Source organism: Bosea sp. ANAM02, from assembly GCF_011764485.1.
Classification (GTDB): Bacteria; Pseudomonadota; Alphaproteobacteria; order Rhizobiales; family Beijerinckiaceae; genus Allobosea.
Genome location: NZ_AP022848.1, coordinates 3,415,055 through 3,436,033 on the forward strand (window position 1 = coordinate 3,415,055; position 20,979 = coordinate 3,436,033).

Annotated in this window: 19 protein-coding genes, 1 tRNA gene, 1 pseudogene and 1 riboswitch; of the genes and pseudogenes, 14 read left to right on the top strand and 7 right to left on the bottom strand. The window is 65.6% G+C overall.

What is annotated here, in order from left to right:
• Nucleotides 1–102: 102 nt before the first annotated feature.
• Nucleotides 103–894: an enoyl-CoA hydratase/isomerase family protein gene (locus tag OCUBac02_RS16395; RefSeq protein WP_173047098.1), complete on the bottom strand. Its 792-nt coding sequence runs from the start codon at nt 892–894 to the stop codon at nt 103–105.
• Between the two features lie 171 nt (nt 895–1,065).
• Here OCUBac02_RS16395 and OCUBac02_RS16400 point away from each other — a divergent pair, with 171 nt between their 5' ends.
• From OCUBac02_RS16400 to OCUBac02_RS16410, 3 genes are all read left to right on the top strand, one after another.
• Complete coding sequence (locus OCUBac02_RS16400) at nt 1,066–2,157, top strand: NADH:flavin oxidoreductase/NADH oxidase (protein ID WP_173047100.1); 1,092 nt, start codon at nt 1,066–1,068, stop codon at nt 2,155–2,157.
• Between the two features lie 157 nt (nt 2,158–2,314).
• The gene (locus OCUBac02_RS16405) at nt 2,315–3,808 is read left to right on the top strand and encodes a carboxypeptidase M32 (RefSeq protein WP_173047103.1); all 1,494 of its coding nucleotides are present in this window, start codon (nt 2,315–2,317) and stop codon (nt 3,806–3,808) included.
• A 133-nt stretch (nt 3,809–3,941) separates the two neighbouring features.
• Entirely contained in the window at nt 3,942–4,256 is a 315-nt protein-coding gene (locus OCUBac02_RS16410; RefSeq protein WP_173047105.1) for an Rdx family protein, read from the top strand.
• Nucleotides 4,257–4,370: 114 nt separating this feature from the next.
• Here OCUBac02_RS16410 and OCUBac02_RS16415 read toward each other — a convergent pair whose 3' ends face one another.
• Genes OCUBac02_RS16415 through thiO form a run of 4 tightly spaced genes read right to left on the bottom strand, consistent with a single transcriptional unit; the run spans nt 4,371 to nt 6,942 of the window.
• Nucleotides 4,371–4,979, bottom strand: coding sequence for a thiamine phosphate synthase (locus tag OCUBac02_RS16415; RefSeq protein WP_173047107.1), 609 nt, complete (start codon nt 4,977–4,979; stop codon nt 4,371–4,373).
• 14 nt (nt 4,980–4,993) lie between these two features.
• Nucleotides 4,994–5,764: a thiazole synthase gene (locus OCUBac02_RS16420; protein ID WP_173047109.1), complete on the bottom strand. Its 771-nt coding sequence runs from the start codon at nt 5,762–5,764 to the stop codon at nt 4,994–4,996.
• A gap of 1 nt (nt 5,765) precedes the next feature.
• Nucleotides 5,766–5,963 (bottom strand): sulfur carrier protein ThiS, encoded by a 198-nt coding sequence (gene thiS, locus OCUBac02_RS16425; RefSeq protein WP_173047111.1) that lies wholly within the window; start codon nt 5,961–5,963, stop codon nt 5,766–5,768.
• Nucleotides 5,947–6,942 carry a glycine oxidase ThiO gene (thiO, locus tag OCUBac02_RS16430; protein WP_173049622.1) on the bottom strand — a complete coding sequence of 332 codons (996 nt, stop codon included), beginning with the start codon at nt 6,940–6,942 and terminating at the stop codon, nt 5,947–5,949. The genes thiS and thiO overlap by 17 nt, the downstream gene beginning before the upstream one ends.
• Nucleotides 6,943–7,016: 74 nt before the next feature.
• Nucleotides 7,017–7,118, bottom strand: a riboswitch (TPP riboswitch).
• Nucleotides 7,119–7,336: 218 nt separating this feature from the next.
• Between thiO and OCUBac02_RS16435 the strand changes: the two genes are divergently transcribed.
• From OCUBac02_RS16435 to OCUBac02_RS16445, 3 genes are all read left to right on the top strand, one after another.
• Nucleotides 7,337–7,427 (top strand) — tRNA-Ser (locus tag OCUBac02_RS16435).
• Nucleotides 7,428–7,688: 261 nt separating this feature from the next.
• Nucleotides 7,689–8,836 (top strand): IS3 family transposase gene (locus tag OCUBac02_RS16440; RefSeq protein WP_173047113.1). Its coding sequence is split into 2 segments (ribosomal slippage): nt 7,689–7,938 and nt 7,938–8,836, totalling 1,149 coding nucleotides; the frame shifts between segments, so codons are not numbered across the junction.
• 36 nt (nt 8,837–8,872) lie between these two features.
• Nucleotides 8,873–9,679 carry a LysR family transcriptional regulator gene (locus OCUBac02_RS16445; RefSeq protein WP_173047115.1) on the top strand — a complete coding sequence of 269 codons (807 nt, stop codon included), beginning with the start codon at nt 8,873–8,875 and terminating at the stop codon, nt 9,677–9,679.
• On the opposite strand, the gene OCUBac02_RS16450 is transcribed toward OCUBac02_RS16445, so the two are convergent.
• Nucleotides 9,630–10,367, bottom strand: a complete 738-nt coding sequence (locus OCUBac02_RS16450; protein WP_047581261.1) for an SDR family oxidoreductase — start codon at nt 10,365–10,367, stop codon at nt 9,630–9,632. The two genes, OCUBac02_RS16445 and OCUBac02_RS16450, sit on opposite strands and share 50 nt — an antisense overlap.
• A 243-nt stretch (nt 10,368–10,610) precedes the next feature.
• Between OCUBac02_RS16450 and OCUBac02_RS16455 the strand changes: the two are divergent.
• The 8 genes and pseudogenes from OCUBac02_RS16455 to OCUBac02_RS16490 form a co-directional block, all read left to right on the top strand.
• Nucleotides 10,611–11,222, top strand: a pseudogene (locus OCUBac02_RS16455) (substrate binding domain-containing protein); the annotation flags it as partial.
• 286 nt (nt 11,223–11,508) lie between these two features.
• Complete coding sequence (locus OCUBac02_RS16460) at nt 11,509–12,210, top strand: hypothetical protein (protein WP_173047119.1); 702 nt, start codon at nt 11,509–11,511, stop codon at nt 12,208–12,210.
• Between the two features lie 240 nt (nt 12,211–12,450).
• Nucleotides 12,451–14,037 (top strand): ABC transporter substrate-binding protein, encoded by a 1,587-nt coding sequence (locus OCUBac02_RS16465; protein WP_173047121.1) that lies wholly within the window; start codon nt 12,451–12,453, stop codon nt 14,035–14,037.
• 118 nt (nt 14,038–14,155) lie between these two features.
• Nucleotides 14,156–15,169 (top strand): ABC transporter permease, encoded by a 1,014-nt coding sequence (locus tag OCUBac02_RS16470; protein WP_173047123.1) that lies wholly within the window; start codon nt 14,156–14,158, stop codon nt 15,167–15,169.
• 11 nt (nt 15,170–15,180) lie between these two features.
• The gene (locus tag OCUBac02_RS16475) at nt 15,181–16,089 is read left to right on the top strand and encodes an ABC transporter permease (protein WP_173049624.1); all 909 of its coding nucleotides are present in this window, start codon (nt 15,181–15,183) and stop codon (nt 16,087–16,089) included.
• A 2-nt stretch (nt 16,090–16,091) separates the two neighbouring features.
• Nucleotides 16,092–17,801, top strand: a complete 1,710-nt coding sequence (locus OCUBac02_RS16480; RefSeq protein ID WP_173047125.1) for a dipeptide ABC transporter ATP-binding protein — start codon at nt 16,092–16,094, stop codon at nt 17,799–17,801.
• A 32-nt stretch (nt 17,802–17,833) separates the two neighbouring features.
• On the top strand, nt 17,834–18,214 hold the full coding sequence (hpxZ, locus tag OCUBac02_RS16485; protein ID WP_047581259.1) for an oxalurate catabolism protein HpxZ: 381 nt from the start codon (nt 17,834–17,836) through the stop codon (nt 18,212–18,214).
• An 87-nt stretch (nt 18,215–18,301) separates the two neighbouring features.
• Nucleotides 18,302–18,991: a GntR family transcriptional regulator gene (locus OCUBac02_RS16490; protein ID WP_173047127.1), complete on the top strand. Its 690-nt coding sequence runs from the start codon at nt 18,302–18,304 to the stop codon at nt 18,989–18,991.
• On the opposite strand, the gene atzF is transcribed toward OCUBac02_RS16490, so the two are convergent.
• A complete protein-coding gene (gene atzF, locus OCUBac02_RS16495) occupies nt 18,973–20,790 on the bottom strand; it encodes an allophanate hydrolase (RefSeq protein ID WP_173047129.1) in 1,818 nt (605 codons plus the stop codon). The two genes, OCUBac02_RS16490 and atzF, sit on opposite strands and share 19 nt — an antisense overlap.
• Nucleotides 20,791–20,979: the final 189 nt, after the last annotated feature.

Consider the following 20,979-nt stretch of genomic DNA (forward strand, 5'->3'; position numbering starts at 1 on the left):
CCTCCAAATCATAAGCCTGCTTATCATATGTCGGATTACGGCATTTTCACGAATGGATTGTGCGGCGCACGCAAAGGTGAAGAGCTACTGTAGCCGTACCGGTCACCGGCCGGTGAAGGCAGCGGACCGCTTCTCCAGAAAGGCCGTCACGCCCTCACGGAAATCGGCGGTCGCCATCGTCGCGCGGAAGGCCTCGCGCTCCGCGTCGAGATGACCGGCGAGATCGGCATCCGGTGCTTCCGCCAAAAGGGTGCGGATGCGGCCATAGGCGCCGGTCGGCCCCGCTGCGAGCTTGCGGGCCAGTGCCAGGGCCTCGTCGCGTGCCCCAGCGACGGGCACGACACGGTTGACGAGACCGATCCTGAGCGCCTCCTCGGTCCCGAAGGTTTCCGCCAGCAGCGCGATTTCGCGGGCCTTGCGCTGACCGACGAGGCGGGCGAGCCGGTAGGTGCCACCGAGATCGGGCGTCGCGCCGATCCGGGCATAGGCCATGGTGAAGCGGGCATCATCGGCCGCAACCGCCAGATCGCAGGCGAGCGCGAGGCTGAAGCCGCCGCCCGCGATAGCGCCCTGCAGGCAGGCGATAGAGGGCTGCGGCAGGTCATCGAGCAGGCGCAACGCTTCGTGCAACGGCGCCATGATCGCCTCGATGCCGGCCGCGATGTCATCGCTTGCGAGGAATTGCGAGACGTCGCCGCCGGCGCAGAAGGCGCGGCCATTGCCCTGCAGCAGGATTGCGCGCACGTCGCTGCTGGCCGCGATCGCCTTCACCTGCGCGAGGAAGCGCTCGGCCATCGGCGCGTCGATGGCGTTCAGCACGGCCGGCCGATTCAGCGTCAGGATGGCGACGCCGCCTTCACGGGTGAGTTGAACGGAATCGGACGCGTCGGGCATGGAGGTCTCCGGGATGACGAGCTGACCTGCCGAGGCTAGCATCGGGATATCCGGCATCGCGAGGTGCATCTGCACGCATCGGGCATCGCGTTTGCGCGAGTGCCACTGGCCTTGGCTGCGCGGCGGCTTCTAGACTGCGCTGGAAACCCGCCCTTCAGAGAAATTCCCACCATGAGCCAGCTCTTCAGCCCCTATCAGCTCGGCAGCCTCACGCTTGCCAACCGCATCGTCATCGCCCCGATGTGCCAGTATTCGGCGCAGGATGGTTGCGCCACCGACTGGCATACCATCCATCTCGGACATCTCGCGCTGTCGGGCGCCGGGCTCCTGATCATCGAGGCGACGGCCGTGGAACCGGAGGGTCGCATCAGTCCGTTCGATCTCGGGCTCTGGTCCGACGAGACCGAGGCAGCGCTCGGCAAGGCGCTCGATTCCGCCCGCCGCTGGTCGGACATGCCGATCGCGATCCAGCTCGCCCATGCCGGTCGCAAGGCCTCCGTCGCGCAGCCCTGGAAGGGCGGCGGACAGCTCGGCCTCGATCAGGGCGGCTGGACGATCGCGGGCCCCTCGGAACTCGGCTTCGAAACCTACCCGCGGCCGCCGCGCGCCCTCACGGCAGACGATATCGACCGATTGATCGAGGCTTTCGCCGAATCCGCCCGCCGGGCCGTCCGGCTCGGCTTCGCCGCGATCGAGCTCCATGGCGCGCATGGCTACCTGATGCACCAGTTCCTCTCGCCGGTCTCGAACAAGCGCGCGGACGCATATGGCGGCTCGCTGGAGAACCGCATGCGCTTCCCGCTCGCGGTGCTCGATGCGGTGCGGGCCGTGGTGCCGGCGGGCTATCCGGTCGGCTTCCGCATCTCCGGCACGGACTGGGTCGAGGGGGGGTGGGATATCGAGCAGAGCATCTCCTTCTCGGCAGCGGCCAAGGCGCGCGGCGCCGATTTCATCGACATGTCCGGCGGCGGCCTGTCGGCCACGCAGAAGATCCCGCTCGGCCCGAGCTATCAGGTGCCGCTGGCGCTGGCCGTGAAGCAGGCGACGGGCATCACCACCATGGCGGTCGGCCTGATCACCGAGGCCGAGCAGGCCGAGGCGATCATCGGCACGGGCGAGGCCGATCTCGTCGCGCTGGCACGCGGCATCCTCTACAACCCGCGCTGGCCCTGGCACGCGGCGGCGCAGCTCGGCGCCACCGTCAAGGCGCCGAACCAGTATCTGCGCTCGCAGCCGCGGCAATATTCCAAGCTCTTTGCCTGAATTTGCAACGCTGCTCCAGGTCATCCCGGACGGAGTGAAGCGAGGATCCTGGATCCATGCCTGAACGGTTCCGGAATGGATCCCGGGTCTCCCTGCGGTCGCCCGGGATGACCGCGTACGTTATGAAGCTCGACAGAATCGCCGGAGCCGCTGAGACATGACCGCCTATTCCGACCTCTCCGCCCATTTCGGCCGCATCGCCGCTTTGTCGAACGCCGTCGGCATCCTGCAATGGGACAACGACGTGATGATGCCGAAGGGGGCGGCGGAGACGCGAGCCGAGAGCATGGCCCTGCTCCATGTCATGCGCCACGGCCTCTCGACCGATCCCCGCATCGGTGACTGGCTCGCCGAGGCCGAAAGCGACGGCAGCCTCGGCGCCTGGGAGAAGGCCAACCTGCGCGAGATCCGGCGCGTCTGGACGGTTGATACCGCCCTGCCCTCCGATCTGGTGGAAGCCTCGAGCAAGGCGGTCTCGGCCTGCGAGATGCGCTGGCGCCAGGCGCGGGCCGATGCCGATTTCGCCGGGCTCCTGCCCTACCTCGCCGAGGTCTTGAACCTGCAGCGCCAGATCGGCCGGGCCAAGGGCGAGAAGCTCGGGCTCTCTCCCTATGATGCGCTGCTCAACGATTACGAGCCTGGCGGCCGCTCGGCCAAGATCGACGCGCTGTTCGACGATCTCGCCGGTTTCCTGCCGGGTTTCACGCAGGAGGCGCTTGCCGTGCAGGCGCGCCGACCCGCCCTGCCGGTACTGGAAGGCCCCTTCGCCACGGAGACGCAGCGGGCGCTGGGCCTCAAGTTCATGGCGGCGCTCGGCTATGATTTCGAGCGCGGCCGGCTCGACATCTCGACCCATCCGTTCTGCGGCGGCGCCGATAACGATGTCCGCATCACCACGCGCTATGACGAGGCCGATTTCACCAAGGCGCTGATGGGCGTACTGCACGAGACCGGCCATGCACTCTACGAGCAGGGCCGACCGCAGGGCTATCTGAACCAGCCGGTCGGCGCCGCGCGCGGCATGAGCCTGCATGAGAGCCAGTCGCTGCTTATGGAGATGCAGGCCTGCCGCTCGCGCCAGTTCCTGGCCTACTCCGCGCCACTGATGCGGGAGAGCTTCGGCGGCAGCGGCCCGGGCTGGGAAAGCGAGGCGATGTGGCATCGCTATACCCGCGTCGAGCCCGGCTTCATCCGCGTCGACGCCGACGAGGTCACCTATCCCGCCCATGTCATCCTGCGCTACCGGCTGGAGAAGGCGCTGATCGCCGACGAGATGCCGCTCGCCGAGCTTCCCTCAGCCTGGAATGCCGGAATGAAGTCCCTGCTCGGCGTCACCGTCCCCAACGACCGGCTCGGCTGCCTGCAGGATATCCACTGGCCGTCCGGCGGCTGGGGCTATTTCCCGACCTATACGCTGGGCGCGATGACCGCGGCCCAGATATTCGACGCCGCCTGCAAGGCCGAAGTCGCCATCCTGCCCGGCATCGGCAAAGGCGATTTCAGCCCGCTGGTCGGCTGGTTGCGCGCCAACATCCACGGCAAGGGCTCTCTGCTCTCGACCGATGATCTGCTGACCGAAGCCACCGGCCGGCCGCTCGACGCCTCCGTATTCAAGGCGCATCTGCGCCGGCGCTATATCGAAGAGGTCTGAGCGTCTCTCATTTTATTTAGTTGAAACAAAAGCTTAAGCCCTACCCGATCGCCGATCAGCCATGCAGTTTCGGGCTTGCATCAGGGCGCCCGAAGCGGGATGTCGAGACGACCTTCCGCTTCGGTGACCGATCATGACCCAGACCAAACCCGCCCCCCGCATCGCCATCACCTATTGCTCGCTGTGCAACTGGATGCTGCGCTCGGCCTGGCTCGGGCAGGAACTGCTCTCGACCTTCGGGCAGGATCTCGGCGAGGTCGCGCTGATTCCGCGCACCGGCGGCATCTTCCAGATCCACTATGACGGCGAGCTGATCTGGGACCGCAAGGCCGATGGCGGCTTCCCGGATTCGAAGGTGCTGAAGCAGCGTGTCCGCGACCGGCTCGACCCCGAGCGCAGCCTCGGCCATGTCGACGGTCACACGATGTCGGCCGAGGCGGAGAGCTGAAGGCCGCTATGTTTGCCGTCATGCTCGGGCTTGCCCCGAGCATCTCGGAAACCAGCGCCCTCTTGTCATGAGTTTCTCGGGTCTGCGCTGCGCTCCGCCCGAGAATGACGCCTCTCAGGATGCGTGCTTCCGCGTCGCCGCGATCCAGGCCTTCAGCCTCCCCTCGGGATCGGCGTTCAGCGTGATGTCGGTCACCGCCGCGACGATATCGGCGCCGGCCTCGAAGACGCCCGGCGCCCGTTCCAGCGAGATGCCGCCGATGCCGACCAGCGGCAGGTCGCCGATGCGGCGCTTCCAGTCGCCGAGCCGCTCCAGCCCCTGCGGGCCGAAGCGCATCTGTTTCAGGATCGTCGGATAGACCGGGCCGAGCGCGACATAGTCGGGCTTCGCCGCCAGCGCGCGCTCCAGCTCCGGCTCGTCATGGCTGCTGATGCCGAGCTTCAGCCCGGCCTTGCGGATCGCGCCGAGATCGGCGTCGTCGAGATCCTCCTGGCCGAGGTGCAACCACTCGCAGCCCTCGGCGATGGCGAGCTTCCAGTAATCGTTGACGACAAGCACGCAGCCGGCCGCGGCGCAGAGCGTCTTCGCCCGGGCGATCTCGCGCGCGACCTCGGTCTCGGGGCGATCCTTGACGCGCAACTGCACCAGCTTGACGCCGAGCGGCAGCATCCGCTCCAGCCAGTCGGCGCTGTCGAAGATGGGATAGAACGGATCGAGCTTCATGCGGAGTAGATCTTTCAGGCGAGGAAGGCTTTGCCCATGACGGGCGTGGAGGGAGCGGCCATGTCGCGCGCCTCGATCGGCTGCGCGGCGAAGGCCTGCCGGCCGGCACGGATGGCGAGCGCGAAGGCCTCCGCCATCGCGGCGGGATCGCCGGCCTTGGCGACGGCGGTGTTGAGCAGGATACCGTCATAGCCCAGCTCCATCGCCTGCGCGGCATGGGAGGGCAGGCCGATCCCGGCATCGACGACGAGCGGCACATCCGGGAAATGCTGGCGCAGACTGCACAGGCCATAGGGATTGTTGAGCCCCCTGCCCGAGCCGATCGGCGCGCCCCAGGGCATCAACACCTCGCAGCCGGCATCGAGCAGGCGCCCGCCGATGACGAGATCCTCGGTCGTATAGGGGAAGACCTTGAAGCCGTCATCGGCGAGGATTCGCGCGGCCTCGACCAGCGCGATCACGTCCGGCTGGAGCGTGTCGTCCTCGCCGATGACTTCAAGCTTGATCCAGTCGGTGCCGAAGACCTCGCGCGCCATCTGCGCGGTGGTGACAGCCTCCTTGACGGTGTGGCAGCCTGCGGTATTGGGCAGAACCTTGACGCCGAGCTCACGGATCAGGGCCCAGAAGGCCTGTCCGGCGCCGCCCGACGATTCCCGCCGCAGCGACACGGTGACGACCTCGACGCCGGAGCGCTTCACCGTCTCGGCCAGGATCGCGGGCGACGGATATTGCGCGGTGCCCAGGAAGAGCGGGTTCTCAGGCTCGAAGCCATAGAAGGACGCCATCTCAGCCTCCCTGCATCGGCGCGACGATCTCGATGCGGTCGCCCTCGCTCAGGGCCGTCTCGGCGCGCTTGCGGGCCGGCACGAAATCGCCGTTCAGCGCGGTCGCGACGGTGCGCCCGGCAAAGCCCAGCTCGGCCAGCGCCTCGGCCAGAGTCCTCGCAGCGATCTCCTGCGGAGCGCCGTTAAGCAGCAAGGTCATGCAGCATCTCCGGTTTGGATTGCGGGTTCAGCGCGGTCTCGGCCGCCATCCGCGCCATGGCGGGGCTGAGCAGGAAGCCGTGGCGATAGAGCCCGTTGACGTGGATCACCCGACCGCGACGCGTCAGCCGCGGCAGGTTGTCGGGGAAGGCCGGGCGCGCATCGGTGCCGATCTCGACGACCTCCGCCTCGGCGAAGGCCGGATGCAGCGCATAGGCTGCGCCGAGCAATTCCAGCATGGCGCGGGCGGAGATGCGACGACGCTCGCCGCTCTCGATCATGGTCGCGCCGACCATGAACAGCCCGTCGACCCGCGGCACGATGTAGAGCGGAATGCGCGGATGAAGCAACCGGACCGGCCGCGACAGGCTGATATCGTCGCTCCGCAGCAACAGCATCTCGCCCTTGACGCCACGCAATTCCGGCAGGACATCGCGCGCCGCCAGCCCCCGGCAGTCGAGGACGATATCGGCATCGAGATCGGAAGGCTCCACCGCGCTGCCGACATGAAGCTCGGCGCCATTCGCTACCAGCCGCTCGGCGAGCGCGGCTATCGCCACACGCGGATCGAGATGCGCCTCGCCAGCGAAGAACAGGCCGCGCGAAAAGCGCCCGGCCAGATCGGGCTCAAGCCCGGCGATGGCATCGCCGTCGATCTCGTCGAAATGGCTGGTGCGCTGGCCGAAGCGGCGCAGCTCCGAGCGATCCCGGCTGGGCGCGACGACGAGCGTGCCGTTGCGGTTGACTCCGCCGGCATGGTGCTCCCACCAATCAGCCGCCTGCTTGCCGAGCCGGACCACCGGCTCCTCGGCGCTCTCGCCCTCGCACCAGGGCGCCAGCATGCCGCCAGCATACCAGGAACAGGCCTCGGCGCCGATGCGCGGGCCGCGCTCATGAATGCTGACTAGCGCGCCGCGCGTCATCAGTTCGGTGGCGCAGGCCAGGCCGACGACGCCGGCGCCGACCACCGCGACCTTCAGGCCAGACTGAGGGCGTTCCGCCAAAATGCTCTTCCCTGCTCCCGGAGAGGCAGCGGCCTGGGGCACGAGCACAATGTCTGCCGAAGACCGTTCCCTTCGCCGGCATTACCCGGATCAGGTGCGATGGGTTGGCGCGGACCACGCCTCTCAGCCTTTCGGCACCCCAACGGACGGGCTCAATCTAGGGCCTGCCCCGCAGAGGAGCAAGGCAAGCCGGCGCAAAGCTTCTTTGCAACGACCTTCGATCTAACCACAGCTTCCTGCGCCTTCTCGCTCGCTCCATTACCAATGGGGCGCTCTGTGGCCGGCTTTGCGCGCATGCACAGGCGAAGCGAAGTAAGTTGCCGACGAGGCTTGTCAAACGGCTCTTCAATCGGGCATAGAGCCTCTCGCTGGAGACGTGGCCGAGAGGCTGAAGGCACTCGTTTGCTAAATGAGCATACCCCACAAGGGTATCGAGGGTTCGAATCCCTCCGTCTCCGCCACCTCTATCTCCTTGATATCATTCTGAAATAACTCTTGACCGAACCTGTCCGCGACACAGGTTTCGACACACATGAGTCACCTCTGGAAGCAGCCTTCGGGCTGGGTTTTCCAATTCCATGTCCCGAAAGGATTCGTTGAGCGGCTAGGTGCTACCCCGTTCCGGGTTCGTCTCGGCCGCCTTCCCGTTCCGGAAGCTCTCTGGCCTGCTGCCGGTTTCGTGGACACCGAGATTGGGTGTTTCATGAACCGGGAGGTGGGGTATGCGGCGAAGACAGTTTGGGCGTGAGTTCAAGATCGAGGCGGTCCGCCTGATCAAGGAGCGCGGAGTGAGCGTGGCGCAGGCGTCTCGGGATTTGGATGTCCACGAGAACCAGTTGCGCAAATGGGTGAAGCTCTTTTCGGCCGATCCTGCGCAGGCCTTTCCCGGCCACGGTCAGATGAAGCCGGAGCAGCTTGAGATCGAGAAGCTGCGGCGGGAGGTGGCCAGGCTCAAGGCGGAGCGCGACATCCTAAAAAAGGCCGCAGCCTACTTCGCGAAGGACGTGACATGAGGTTCACGTTCATTGCGAAGCACCGGGGGATCTGGCCGGTGGCTTGGCTTTGCGAAGCGCTGGATGTGTCGCGCTCGGGCTTCCATGCCTGGCTCAACCGGTCGCCGAGCCGGCGTGCACGCGACGATGAGGAGATCGGCAACAGGGTCCGGGCAAGCTTCCTTGGTTCGGATCGGACCTATGGTGCCAGGCGTGTCTGGCGGGACGTGCTGGCGGAAGGGATCGATTGCGGCCTGCATCGCATCGAGCGGCTGATGCGTGCCCAGGCTTTGCGTGCCAGGCCGCGTCGGCGCAGCCTGCCCAGGGATGAGGGCCAGCGATCGGCCATCGCGCCGAATACGCTCGGCCGGGAGTTCCATGCCGAACGGCCGAACCAGCGCTGGATCGCCGACTTTACCGACATCTGGATCGCCGAAGGTTGGCTTTACGTTGCAGCCGTCATCGACCTGTTCTCGCGCCGGGTGGTGGGCTGGTCGATGAAGGCCGAAATGACCGCCGGGCTCGTGACCGATGCGCTGATGATGGCGATCTGGCGCCGGGGAAAGCCGGATGCCCTGCTGCACCATTCGGACCAGGGCAGCCAGTATGCCAGCGAGCAGTTCCAGAAGCTCATGACCGACAACGGCGTCACCTGCTCGATGAGCCGCTCGGGCAACGTCTGGGACAATGCCGCGATGGAGAGCTTCTTCTCCTCGCTCAAAACCGAGCGGATCAGAGGCAGGGTATACCGGACACGCGACGATGCTCGTGCCGACGTGTTCGATTACATCGAGCGCTTCTACAATGCCGTTCGAAGGCACTCGACCATCGGCGACATCAGCCCGGTCGAGTTCGAAAAGAGGGCCGGATTAGCTTAACTGAGCGTCCACACAACCGGCAGCAGGCCACTGGGAGTGAGCCTGTTCCTGCGCTCCAGACAGGGCTTTCGGCTCACCGCCGCGGGAGAGGCGCTGGTGCCTTATGCCCAGGACATCGTGACCACGACGGGTGAGGCGCTGGCCGCCGTGAAGAGCGCGAGCCTTTCCGGCGATCGATCGCTGGTCATCGGCGCACTGGAAACCGTTGCCGGGGAGGTTCTTCCGGCGCTGCTCGCTAATCTTCGGCAAGACCAGCCTGAGCTTCGGATCCGAATTGAGGTGGCGGGAAGCGATCACCTGCTACAACGTCTTTTGGACGGCTTGAACGACATTGCCTTCTGCTTTCGCAAGGGCGCGATCGATGAACGACTCGCGCGACGAGAGTTTGCCCAGGAGCCGCTGATCATGATCGGGCCGCCTGCAGCGGGAAGCGACCTGCCGCCGTCGGGGCTAGACGCCCTCATCGCCCAGCCGTTCATCGCAACCGAACCTGGATGTGTCTACCGACATCTGTTCGACGAGGCCTGGCGCCAAGCCGGCTTGACGCCGCCACGGCCTTTCACCGAGGTCGGTAGTATCACAGCCATCGTGCGTCTGGTTGCGGTCGGCAGCGGCTATGCCTTCGTGCCTCGGATCGCGGCGCGGGAAGCGCTTGCGAGCGGCGCCGTCGCCACGATCCAATTGTCCGGGTTCGAGTTCTTCGCGACACTCGACATGGTGTGGCGCCGTCGGCGCGTTCAGCCGGCCGATCTGACGCTCCTACTGGCCCGGGTGGGGCGGGTGCAGCGATCTCTCAAACGAGACGATGACCGCCTTCGACGTGAAGAACCGTGCCTGTCGTGAAACCATTGCCGATGAGGAAGGCCACGGCATCGGCGATATCCTCCGGCTGACCGACGCGGCCGACCAGCAGGCGCTCCGCCATTGAGGCGAGGACCTGCGCCTTCCTTTCGCCCGCCACCGCCTGCCATATCGGCGTGTCGACCCAGCCTGGCGATACGGCATTCACACGGATTGGAGCGAGTTCGACGGCCAACGCTCGGACGAGACCTTCGAGTGCCGCATTGATGGTTGCTACCACCGCTCCCCGCGCCATCGGCCGGTAGGCTGCGATGCCGGATGTAAAAGTCAGCGACCCCCCGGCAGCGAGCTGCGGACTACCGTGCTTGGCGAGTAGGATCGGGCCGATGATCTTGCTGTCGATAGCGCGCCGGGCTGCGTTCAGGTCAAGCGCTGGGAGCAGTTCGTAAGCACCGGTAAAATCCGCTGCTGTACAAACGATATGGTCAAATCGTTCCTCGTTCGCGAACAGCGCCCGCACCTCGATTTCGGAGGTGATGTCGGCCACGTATGTTTTCAGCGACGGCGAAGCGCCTAGGTCATCCCGTGCACGCTGAAGCCGGGCGGCATCCCTGCCGACGATCGCCACGTGGTCACCGGCCTCTGTCAACCGGCGCGCGAGGGCGAAGCCCATGCCGGAACTCCCTCCGGCGATAAGGATGCGGCGCGGCCTCGTTCTATTGCTGGTCATCTTGGTCTCCATTTCCAATCCGTAAGCTGTGATCCAGCTTTCCGCGCTTGTTAGGAAACGGAATGATCCGATGGTGTTATCGGAGATACCGATAGTTCGATTGATAAAAAAACCTGCCGGGCGTGATCAAATCAAAGTGGACAGCGCGTGGGTCCGAACCTGTGGGCCACCCCCGAACTCTGTCGGCATCGGCTTTAAACTGCGTCGTAGAGGCGCCTTCGCGCCGACATTCGGCCATGCTTACTCATGCCGCTGCTGCCGGGTTTCATGGCCCGCTATCCGCGCATCAGGCCGGAATGGCACTTCGAGAACCGGCCGGTCGACCTGATCGCCGAGAGCTATGACGCGGCGATCGGCGGGGGCTTCGAGCTTTCGCCCGGCATCGTCGCCCGCACGCTCGGCCCGGCCCATCTCGTCGCGGTCGCCTCGCCCGCCTACATGGCAGACCGGACGCCGCCCGGCGATCCAGCCGCATTGCAGGACCTCGACGGCATTGTCATGCGCTCGCTGAGCACGGGGCGGATCGGACACCAGACCATGCGCGATGTTGGCGGGCGGGAGATGCGCGCCGCGCTCAAGGACAGCATCGTGGTCAACGAACCCGCAGCCATGCGAGAAGCCGCCTTGCTCGGTCTGGGCGTTGCGATGCTGGCGGTGCCGGACGCCCTTTCAGCCCTGGAGGACGGTCGCCTCGTTTGCCTCGTGCCGCGCTGGTATGCCGATGTCGGGGCGACCTCCCTGTATTATGCCTCGCGCACCCTGCTGCCTGCCAAAACGAGGGTCTTCATCGACTGGGTCACCGACGCCTTCCGAACGCAACGGCTGGCCGAGCGCTTTGCCGGAAGCCTGGGTTGAGGCGATCCTGCGCCACTAGCTGACATTGGGCGCCGCCCCGGAAGCGGACATCGCTCCCCGACCGATCCACGGTTCGACGATGCGCCATCAGGTTTGCCAGATTCACGGCGTAATCTACGCGCAGAAGCAGGATAATTGTCCTATCTTCCGCTTAAGCGCCCAGATAATGGCGGACGCTACGCTACGGCCGCGCCAAACGGCGGTTTATGCTGACTGACATGACTGGCAACCCGCTTTCTTGCGTGCTTACTGTCCATCGACGTTACATCCTTCGACGCGTGAGCCGATGTCCCAGCGAGAATACAGGCGTCGCGCGATCGGCGTCATCGTTCCGTCTTCCAATCGCGTCGTGGAGCGTGTGGCGACGCGAATGCTGTCGGGGCAATCCGAGGTCGATCTCTGTATCGCCCGCGTCCCCTATGACGGGATCGTCGATGGTGGTGCGCGCGCCCGTTACAGGCTTGAAGTCTTTGATACGGCCGCAGCGCTTCTCGCCGATGCCGGCGTCGACGTGATCTGCTGGAATGCCACGCGCGGTGCGATGCTTGGCTTCGACCCCGATCGTGAACTTTGCCGACGCCTAGAGGGTCGGACCGGAATTGCGACCGTGACCACTGCACTGGGAACGCTCGAACGGCTCAGAAACCGGGGTCGCGACAGGATCGGCTTCATCACGCAAGGCGATGAGGCCGAAGCAGCGGAGGTTTCGGCTCGGTTCCGGTCGGAAGGAGTGGAGATCGCGTCTCGTAGCTGGCTGGACATCGTTCATAACCTCGAAGCCGCTCACATCGATCCCGGCGCGCTTCTCGCGCGGATCGAGGAACTCGCCAGCGGATCGGCTCTCGATACGGTCGTGGTCTGGAGCACCAATCTCCCAGGCTTTGCAGCGCAGCTGGCGGGGCCTGCGACGGGCTCGTTGAACATCCTCGATGCAGCCGAGATCGGCATGCGGACCGCCTTGGACAGCTTAAATCGGCGCCATGCCTGATTGAGCCTGTTTTATAAGCAATCTTCCGCTCATTGCATGCAAGAGCGCTTTCATTCGCGCCCGCTGCTTCAATTCGTCCATAAAATCAAACGATACGCGCTGGCACGGTACGTGCTTCGAGGAAGGCATGCGCGCTGCTCGCACATCATTCCGAATTCCCAGCGTCATCCGGCCTCGATGCGCCTGTGACGAGCGTGAGCTTCGCGACGTCCGATTGGCACAACCGGGGATATCAAGCTGATGCTCACACGCCGCACTGCCATTGCCGCCGGTCTCGCAGCGCCCTTCATCGCGCGAGGCCAGGCACAAGCCCAGACCGCCAGCCGCGCCGAAACGCTGCTGCTCGTGCAGGAATATGGGCCCAACAGCCTCGACATGCAGGGCATCGGCTCGTCGCAGCCCGTCAACGGCGTCGCATTGAACTGCTACGATCGGCTGCTGCGTTTTAAGCCGGTGCCGATCCCCGGCGGGGGCGGCAACACGATCAGCATGGGCGAACTGGAGGGCGAGCTAGCCGAGAGCTGGCAGGTCGCGTCCGACGGGATGAGCTGCACCTTCAAGCTGCGCGATGCCAAGTTCCATTCGGGCCGCCCGGTCACCGCCAAGGACGTGAAGTGGTCGCTCGATCGCGCCTGCACGATCGGCGGCTTCGCAACCACGCAGATGAATGCCGGTTCGCTGGAGAAGCCCGAGCAGTTCGTCGTCGTCGATGACAAGACCTTCCGCGTCGACTTCGTGCGCAAGGACAAGATGACCCTGCCGAACCTGGCAGTGACCATTCCCTTCGTCTTCGATTCCGAGCTCGCCATCAAGAATGCGGGCGGTGACCCGCATGCCAAGGAATGGCTGAAGAACAACGTCGCCGGCTCCGGCGCCTACAAGGTCGAGAGCTGGAAGCCGGGCGTGGAGACGATTTACGTCCGCAACGACGACTGGGCCTGCGGAAAGCTGCCGCAGCTGCGCCGGATCATCGCCCGCGACATCGCCTCGCCCTCGACGCGGCGGGCACTGATCGAGCGCGGGGATGCCGATGTCTCCTACGGCCTGCCGCCGAAGGACTTCAAGGACCTGCTCGATGCCGGCAAGATCAATGTCGTCGGCGTGCCGATCCCGAACGGCGTCTGGGGCTGCTATCTCAACACGCAGGTCGGGCCGTTCAAGGACGTGCGCCTGCGCCAGGCGGTGGCCTGGGTGATGCCCTACGAGAAGATCATGCAGGCGGCGCTGTTCGGCCGCGGTGTCTCGATGGCGGGTGGCACGGCACCGAAGGTCGCCTGGCCTCAACCCTTCCCCTACACCTCCGACACGGCCAAGGCGAAGGCGCTGGTCGATGCGGCCGGCGGGCCGTTCTCGACCACGCTCTATTTCGATGCGGGCAATGCGACCGTGGCCGAGCCGATGGCCGTGCTGATCAAGGAAGCGCTGGCGACGATCGGGATCACGGTCGAGATCAACAAGGTGCCGGGTGCGAATTTCCGCACCGAGATCGCCAAGAAGACCAACCCGATGGTGCTGAACCGCTTCGCCGGCTGGCTCGACTATCCCGATTACTATCTGTTCTGGACGATGCACGGCAACAACTCGATCTTCAACATCGCCGCCTATCAGAACCCGGCGCTGGACAAGCTCGTCGATGCCGCGCGCTTCGCGCCGGACAAGGCGTCTTACGATTCCAACGTCATCGATTTCATCAAGCTGGTGGAAAGCGAGGTGCCGATGGTGCCGATAAACCAGCCAACGCATGACGTCGCCTTGCAGAAGTCGATCGGCGGATACCAGTTCCAGCCCTGCCGCGAGCCGGATTTCCGTTACCTGACCAAGGCCTGAGGGCGGGGTTTCGACCTCGCAAACACCCCGTCACGCGGGGCGAAGCGAAGCTTTGTCCCGGAATGACGGAGCGATTCCGGGCTAGTTCATCACAAGCGAAGCGATCGGGAGCCTCGCCATGCTGAAGCTGATCGGCCAGCGGTTGATGACGACGATCCCTTCGGTGATCGGCGTCATCATCGTGACTTTCCTGCTGACGCGGGTGCTGCCCGGCGATACGGCGGCCTATTTCGCGGGCCCCGCCGCGACGCCGCAGGCGATCGCGGAAATCCGCAGCAAGCTCGGCCTCGACCAGCCATTGCCGGTGCAGTTCGTTTCCTATGTGGGGGCGCTGGTGAAGGGGGATCTGGGCCAGTCCCTCACGACGGGCCAGCCGGTCACCGCCGATCTCGCCGCGCGCCTGCCGGCATCGGCGGAACTGACACTCGCCGGCTTGCTGCTCGCGATGGCGGTCGCGCTGCCGCTCGGCGTGCTCGCGGCGGTTCGGCAGGGCTCATGGATCGACCATCTCTGCCGCGTGGTTGCCACCGCAGGCGTGTCGCTGCCAGTGTTCTTCACCGGATTGCTCCTGGTCTATGTCTTCTATTTCCAGCTCGGCTGGTCGCCGGCGCCGCTGGGCCGGCTCGACGTCTTTGCGTCCGAGCCGCCGCGCATCACCGGGCTTTTCCTGGTTGACAGTCTGGTTTCCGGCAATTTCGAAACATTCCGTGCGGCATTCTCGCAGATCATCCTGCCGGCGGTGACGCTCGCGATCTTCTCGCTGGCGCCGATCACACGCATGACGCGGGCTTCGATGCTCGCCGTGCTCGGCGCCGATTTCGTTCGCACGGCAAAAGCAGCCGGGCTGACCAGCAGCAAGGTCATCGGCACCTATGCTTTCCGCAACGCTATGCTGCCGGTGATCACGACCCTGGGCATGGTCTTCTCGTTTCTGCTCGGGGCCAATGTCCTGGTCGAAAAGGTCTTCGCCTGGCCCGGCGTGGGCTCCTACGCCGTCGAGGCGCTGATCGCGTCGGACTACGCGCCGATCCAGGGCTTCGTGTTGACGATGGCGATCCTTTACGTCGTGCTGAACCTGATGATCGACGTGCTCTACGGCGTGATCGACCCCCGCGTGAGACTGGAGGGCTGATCGTGAACGACATGACGAAAGCCGATCAGGTGCCGGCCGAGGTTGCGCCGCCGCTGCGTTTCGATGCGCCGCCCTCGACCAGCCTCTGGGCCCACGCAAGGCACATCGTCGCCGAGAATCCGGTCACCGGGCTCGCCTTCGGCCTTTTCGCACTCATTGTCCTCGCCGCGCTCTTCGGACCTTCGCTCGTTCCCTATGATCCACTCGCGAGCAACACCAACGCCGCGCTGCAGGCGCCGAGCGCGGCGCACTGGTTTGGCACCGACCAGCTCGGGCGTGATATCTTCAGCCGCGTTGTCGTCGCGACCCGGCTCGATTTCACCATCGCGATCGCATCTGTGGCGCTCGTATTTCTCCTCGGCGGGCTCGCCGGCGTCAGTGCCGGCTTCTACGGCGGATGGGTCGACAAGATCGTCGGGCGCATCGCCGATACGATTATGGCCTTCCCGCTGTTCGTGCTTGCGATGGGCATCGTCGCGGCGCTCGGCAACAGCGTCACCAACATCGTCATCGCAACCGCAATCATCAATTTCCCGCTCTATGCCCGCGTCGCCCGGGCCGAGGCGAATGTGCGGCGCGAAGCTGGCTTCGTGCAGGCGGCGCGGCTGTCGGGCAATTCCGACTGGCGCCTGCTGATGACGCAGATCGTGCCCAACATCATGCCGATCATGGCCGTGCAGATGTCGCTGACCATGGGTTACGCGATCCTCAACGCGGCCGGGCTTTCCTTCATCGGGCTCGGCGTGCGTCCGCCCACGCCGGAATGGGGCATCATGGTCGCGGAAGGAGCAAGCTTCATCGTCTCCGGCGAATGGTGGATCGCGCTGTTTCCGGGGCTGGCTCTGATGATCGCGGTGTTCTGCTTCAACCTCCTCGGCGATGGCGTGCGCGACCTCGTCGATCCCCAGCGGAGGAATTGAGGATGACGACCGCGCCCCTGCTCGACATCAAGAACCTCACTGTCGAATTCGCGACGCGGCGCGGCCGTGTACAGGCGGTCAAATCGATCGATATCAGCGTTGCAAAGGGCGAGACGGTTGCCATCGTCGGCGAATCCGGCTCCGGCAAGTCCGTGACCTCCTACGCCGTGGTGCGCATTCTCGACCGGGCCGGCAAGGTTGCGGAAGGGTCGATCGCCTTCTCCGGCGTCGATCTGGTCGCGGCCGACGAAGCCCAGATGCGCGACCTGCGTGGCCGGGAGATCTCGATGATCTTCCAGAACCCGCGCGCGGCGCTTAATCCGATCCGGAAGGTTGGAAAGCAGATCGAGGACGTGCTGCTGCAGCATGTTCAGGCCACGCGCGCGACCGCGAAGGAAAAGGCGATCGAGGCACTGACCCGCGTCCGGATCGCGCGGCCTGAAGAGCGCTACGAGGCCTATCCGTTCGAAATGTCGGGCGGCATGTGCCAGCGGGTCGTGATCGCGCTCGCGCTCGCTTGCCAGCCGCAGCTTCTCATCGCCGACGAGCCGACCACCGGCCTCGACGTGACGACCCAGAAGGCCGTGATGGACCTGATCGTCGAGCTGACGCGGGAGCGTGGCATGTCGACGATCCTGATCACGCATGATCTCGGGCTGGCGGCCGCCTATTGCGACAAGGTCGTCGTGATGGAGAAGGGCAAGGTCGTCGAGACCGCGCTCGCCGGCGAGATATTCCGGAACCCGCAGCATCCCTATACGCGCAAGCTGATGCAGGCGACCCCGCGGCTGGGGATGAGCCTTGCGGATTTGCTGCCCGACGCGCCGAAGGCGCTGCCGGCCCAGGCGGCCCCCTCCTTGGTCGCGAGATCGGCGGCCGCGACCGCCGCGCTGATGCAGGTCGAAAGCCTGCTGAAGGAGTATCCGCGGCCCGCGGGCGGCAGCATGTTCGGCAAGCTGCTGAGCCGGGGTGCAGTCGAACAACCCGCCCCCTTTCGTGCGGTCGACGGCATCAGCTTTAGCATCGCCAGGGGTGAAACGCTCGGTCTGGTCGGCGAGTCCGGCTGCGGCAAATCGACGACCTCCATGATGATCACGCGGCTGATCGATCCGAGCGGCGGCAGGATCGTTTTCGACGGCACCGATATCGGTGCGATCCCCGCCAAGCAGTTCGCGGCGTCGCCGCATCGCCGGCGCATCCAGATGGTTTTTCAGGACCCGACGGACAGCCTCAACCCCCGCTTCACGGCCGAACGAGCCATCGCCGACCCGATCATGCGGATGGGCGCGATCAAGGGCCGCGATGCCCTGCGCACGCGTTGCGAGGAATTGGCGCGGCTCGTCGGCTTGCCCGTCGAACTTATCGATCGCTTCCCGCACCAGTTATCGGGCGGGCAGAAGGCGCGCGTCGGAATCGCGCGCGCCATCGCCCTCGACCCTGATCTCGTTATTCTCGACGAACCGACGGCGGCGCTCGACGTCTCCGTCCAGGCCGTGGTGCTGAATCTCCTCGAGGAGCTCAAGGGGCGGCTCGGCATGAGCTATCTCTTCGTTTCGCACGATCTCAACGTGGTTCGGCTGCTCTGCGACCGGGTGATCGTGATGAAGACCGGTTCGATCGTCGAGGAAGGCACGGCCGAGGAGGTGCTTGGTGCCCCCAAGGCGGCCTACACCAAGGAACTGCTGACAGCGATCCCGCATCCGCCGTTGTGAGCGAAACGCCGTCCTCGCCCCGGAGACCGACCATGAAAATCAACGACCCCGCGGTTCTGGCCGAGGTAACAGCCGCTTTTTCCGAGTACGAGACGGCGCTGGTGAGCAACGATGTCGCCACCCTGGACAGGCTCTTCAAGGACGGTCCGCAGACACTGCGCTACGGCGTGGCCGAGAACCTCTACGGCTATGGCGAAATCGCCGCTTTCCGGTCTGCCCGCCCGTCTACGGGCCTGGAGCGGACGATCGAGCGCACGGTCATCACGACCTATGGTGATACAACCGCCACGGCGAACACTATGTTTCGGCGCGACAGCATGGTCGGCAAGGTCGGCCGTCAAAGCCAGACCTGGATCAAGTTTGCGGAAGGCTGGCGGGTCGTCAGCGCCCATGTCAGCATCATCCCGGAATGAACGCTCGACGGTCCCCGATCCTTGATCGAGGCCCGGTCGCCACTGCTCATCCGTCATCTTGATCCCGTTCGCTTTCCCATTCAGATCATGCCGTCGCGCCAAGCCGCTCTCTCGACCTCGTCCGAGGCTGCGCTGTCGCCGCGAACGCGGACGGAAGCATTGCGCCTGCAGATCGCAGACGAGATCGTATCGGGGGTACTCGAACCGGGAACGTCACTCGACGAGCAGGAGCTGGCGTCGCGCTTCGGCGTCTCGCGTACGCCTGTGCGAGAAGCGATACGCCAGCTTTCGACATCCGGCCTCGTCAACGTCCGGCCGCATCGCGGCGCGGTCGTCGCGCTGCCGACATCCGCCCAGCTCAACGAGATGTTTGAGGTGATGGCCGAGCTGGAGGCACTTTGCGCCGGCTTCGCCGCCCGCAACATGACCGTGCCGGAACGGCGCGACCTCGAGGCGCTGCACGAGGCCTTGCGTGCGCTCGTCCATGAAGGCGATCCCCTGCGCTATCACGAGGTCAACGAGGCTTTTCATGCTGCGATCTACACGGGCTCTCACAACGCCTATCTTGCCGAATTGACCCTCCTGACCCGAAAGCGCGTAGCGCCGTTCCGCCGGGCGCAGTTCCGGGCGCCGAGCCGTCTGGCGCGCTCCTATCAGGAGCACGACCTCGTCGTGCAGGCGATCCTGCGCGGCGACCAGCCCGCCGCGACCGAGGCGATGCGCGCCCATATCGGGATCGTGCGCGATGCGTTCAGGAGCTACGCCGGAACGCCCTGAGGCTGGGTCAAGCTGGCAACGAAGGCCCGCCAGCCGCCAAAGGCGGTGACATCCCGCGCGCGCTCGGTCGCGGTCGCTTCGCAGAGGAAGCCCTTGACCCTCGCGCCATCAGCCAGTTCCAGCGTGCCGATCCCCAGGGGCGACGGAATGCCGGCGACGAAGCGGCCGAAGCCTTCGGCAGGCAAGGCCCATATTTCCAGCGCCACGGCCGCCCCGCCCGCGCCGACGCGGATGAGGCCGGGCCGCGCCGGCGGGCCGCCCGGCAGCGCATAGAGCCGGTAGCACGCGGCCGTAGCCGTCGCCCGTACGAAGCTCGCACCGAGCGCGGTGAGTTCGCCGTTGAGCGGCATGCCCGAGAGATGAGCGCCGACGACGGCAATCTCGATTGCACCGGCGGCTGCGGCATTCCCTGGCTGCGCCAGCGGCGGCATCGCCGCGCCCGTGCCGCCGAGGCTGAGGGCGGACGCATGATGGAAGGCGCGGCCGAGCGTCGCCAGCTCGGCGTCCTGGCCGGCAGGCGCGATGAACGTGACGCCGGCAGCCGTACCATCGGCAGCCAGGCTCACCGGCACTGCGAGCGCGCACATGTCGAGTAGGTTCACGAAATTGGTGTAACGGCCGAGCAGCGAGTTCTTGCCGACCGGGTCGGCCGCGATCTCCGCGAGCGTTACCGACCTCGGCGCTGTCGGCACCATCATCGCTTCGATGCCCTTCAGCGCCGTTCTGGCGGCAAGCGCAAGTTCGGCCAACCGATATTGTGCTGCGAAGGTGTCGGCGGCATCGGGCAGCGGCCTTCCGGCGACGACGTCCCTAATGACGGGCAGGATCGCATCGGGATCACGAGCCAGTAAGGTGCGGATCGTCAGGAAGCGCTCGGCCACCCACGGCCCGTCATAAAGCAGACGTGCCGTCTCGTAGAACGGCGCCATGTCGATGGGAACGATTGTGGCGCCCAGCGAGCGGGCGCGATCCATCGCAAGGGTAAAGCTCGCCTCGGCGGCCCGGTCTCCGTCGAAATCGAGGTCGGCAGGTCGCGGGACGGCAATGCGCTGACGGGGCGGCAACGCGCCAGGCCGTCCACGTCTCACCGGCCTCGAAAACGGATCGTTGGCCTCGGCGCCCGCAATCACATCCAGCACCGTCATCGCGTCATCGACCGTCAGTGCGAAGACCGAGACGCAATCGAGCGTGCGGCAGGCCGGTACGACGCCGGCTGTCGATACAAGGCCAAAGCTCGGCTTGAGGCCGACGAGGTTCTGCAGGCCTGCGGGAACGCGCCCCGAGCCGGCCGTATCCGTGCCCAGCGCCGCGGGCACGATGCCGGCGGCCACCGCGCTGGCCGAGCCTGAACTGGAGCCGCCGGGCACCAGGTCGGGCCGCAGCGCGTTGCGTGGCGTACCATAGGGCGAGCGCGTGCCGTTGAGCCCGGTCGCGAACTGGTCGAGATTGGTCTTGCCGATGATGATCGCCCCGGCTGCCTTGAGACGGGCAACGGCCGCCGCATCCTGGGTGGGGGTGTAGAGGAAGTCGGGGCATGCCGCGGTCGTCGCCAGGCCCAGGACATCGATGTTGTCCTTGACCGCAATGGGAATGCCCCAGAGGGCACGGCCGCGATGGCCCTCTGCCTGCAGGCGGGCAGCCTCGGCAAGCGCATCGGCTTCCGGCTTGAGCGCGATGAAGATGGCCGGATCGTCCACTTCACGCAGTCGCGCATAGCTCGCGGCAACAGTATCCACGAGGGCGCGCTCGCCAGTGATATGGGCTGTCAGGACGTCGCTGAGAGTCTGCACCTGACTCACCTTCCGGTTCGATGGCCATGGGGATGATTACAAAACGATCACTTTTGGGCGGGTTGCATGCAAGGATCATGCGAGAGACCCGGCATGCGGCGATGTCGGGCACAACCAAATGCACTGCAGCGGCTGAATCAGACGGCTCGGGCGCGTGACCCGTCTCGCAGTTGGCCGATTCCCCCTCGCCTCTGGGCA

Coding starts and splice junctions, on each gene's coding strand:
- OCUBac02_RS16470 (WP_173047123.1), top strand. CDS start 14,156: ATGCTGAAGCTGATCGGCCAGCGGTTGATGACGACGATCCCTTCGGTG.
- OCUBac02_RS16415 (WP_173047107.1), bottom strand. CDS start 4,979: ATGAAGCTCGATCCGTTCTATCCCATCTTCGACAGCGCCGACTGGCTG.
- OCUBac02_RS16475 (WP_173049624.1), top strand. CDS start 15,181: ATGACGAAAGCCGATCAGGTGCCGGCCGAGGTTGCGCCGCCGCTGCGT.
- OCUBac02_RS16460 (WP_173047119.1), top strand. CDS start 11,509: ATGTCCCAGCGAGAATACAGGCGTCGCGCGATCGGCGTCATCGTTCCG.
- thiS (WP_173047111.1), bottom strand. CDS start 5,963: ATGACCTTGCTGCTTAACGGCGCTCCGCAGGAGATCGCTGCGAGGACT.
- OCUBac02_RS16480 (WP_173047125.1), top strand. CDS start 16,092: ATGACGACCGCGCCCCTGCTCGACATCAAGAACCTCACTGTCGAATTC.
- OCUBac02_RS16465 (WP_173047121.1), top strand. CDS start 12,451: ATGCTCACACGCCGCACTGCCATTGCCGCCGGTCTCGCAGCGCCCTTC.
- OCUBac02_RS16400 (WP_173047100.1), top strand. CDS start 1,066: ATGAGCCAGCTCTTCAGCCCCTATCAGCTCGGCAGCCTCACGCTTGCC.
- OCUBac02_RS16450 (WP_047581261.1), bottom strand. CDS start 10,367: ATGACCAGCAATAGAACGAGGCCGCGCCGCATCCTTATCGCCGGAGGG.
- hpxZ (WP_047581259.1), top strand. CDS start 17,834: ATGAAAATCAACGACCCCGCGGTTCTGGCCGAGGTAACAGCCGCTTTT.
- OCUBac02_RS16490 (WP_173047127.1), top strand. CDS start 18,302: ATGCCGTCGCGCCAAGCCGCTCTCTCGACCTCGTCCGAGGCTGCGCTG.
- OCUBac02_RS16420 (WP_173047109.1), bottom strand. CDS start 5,764: ATGGCGTCCTTCTATGGCTTCGAGCCTGAGAACCCGCTCTTCCTGGGC.
- OCUBac02_RS16405 (WP_173047103.1), top strand. CDS start 2,315: ATGACCGCCTATTCCGACCTCTCCGCCCATTTCGGCCGCATCGCCGCT.
- OCUBac02_RS16410 (WP_173047105.1), top strand. CDS start 3,942: ATGACCCAGACCAAACCCGCCCCCCGCATCGCCATCACCTATTGCTCG.
- OCUBac02_RS16395 (WP_173047098.1), bottom strand. CDS start 894: ATGCCCGACGCGTCCGATTCCGTTCAACTCACCCGTGAAGGCGGCGTC.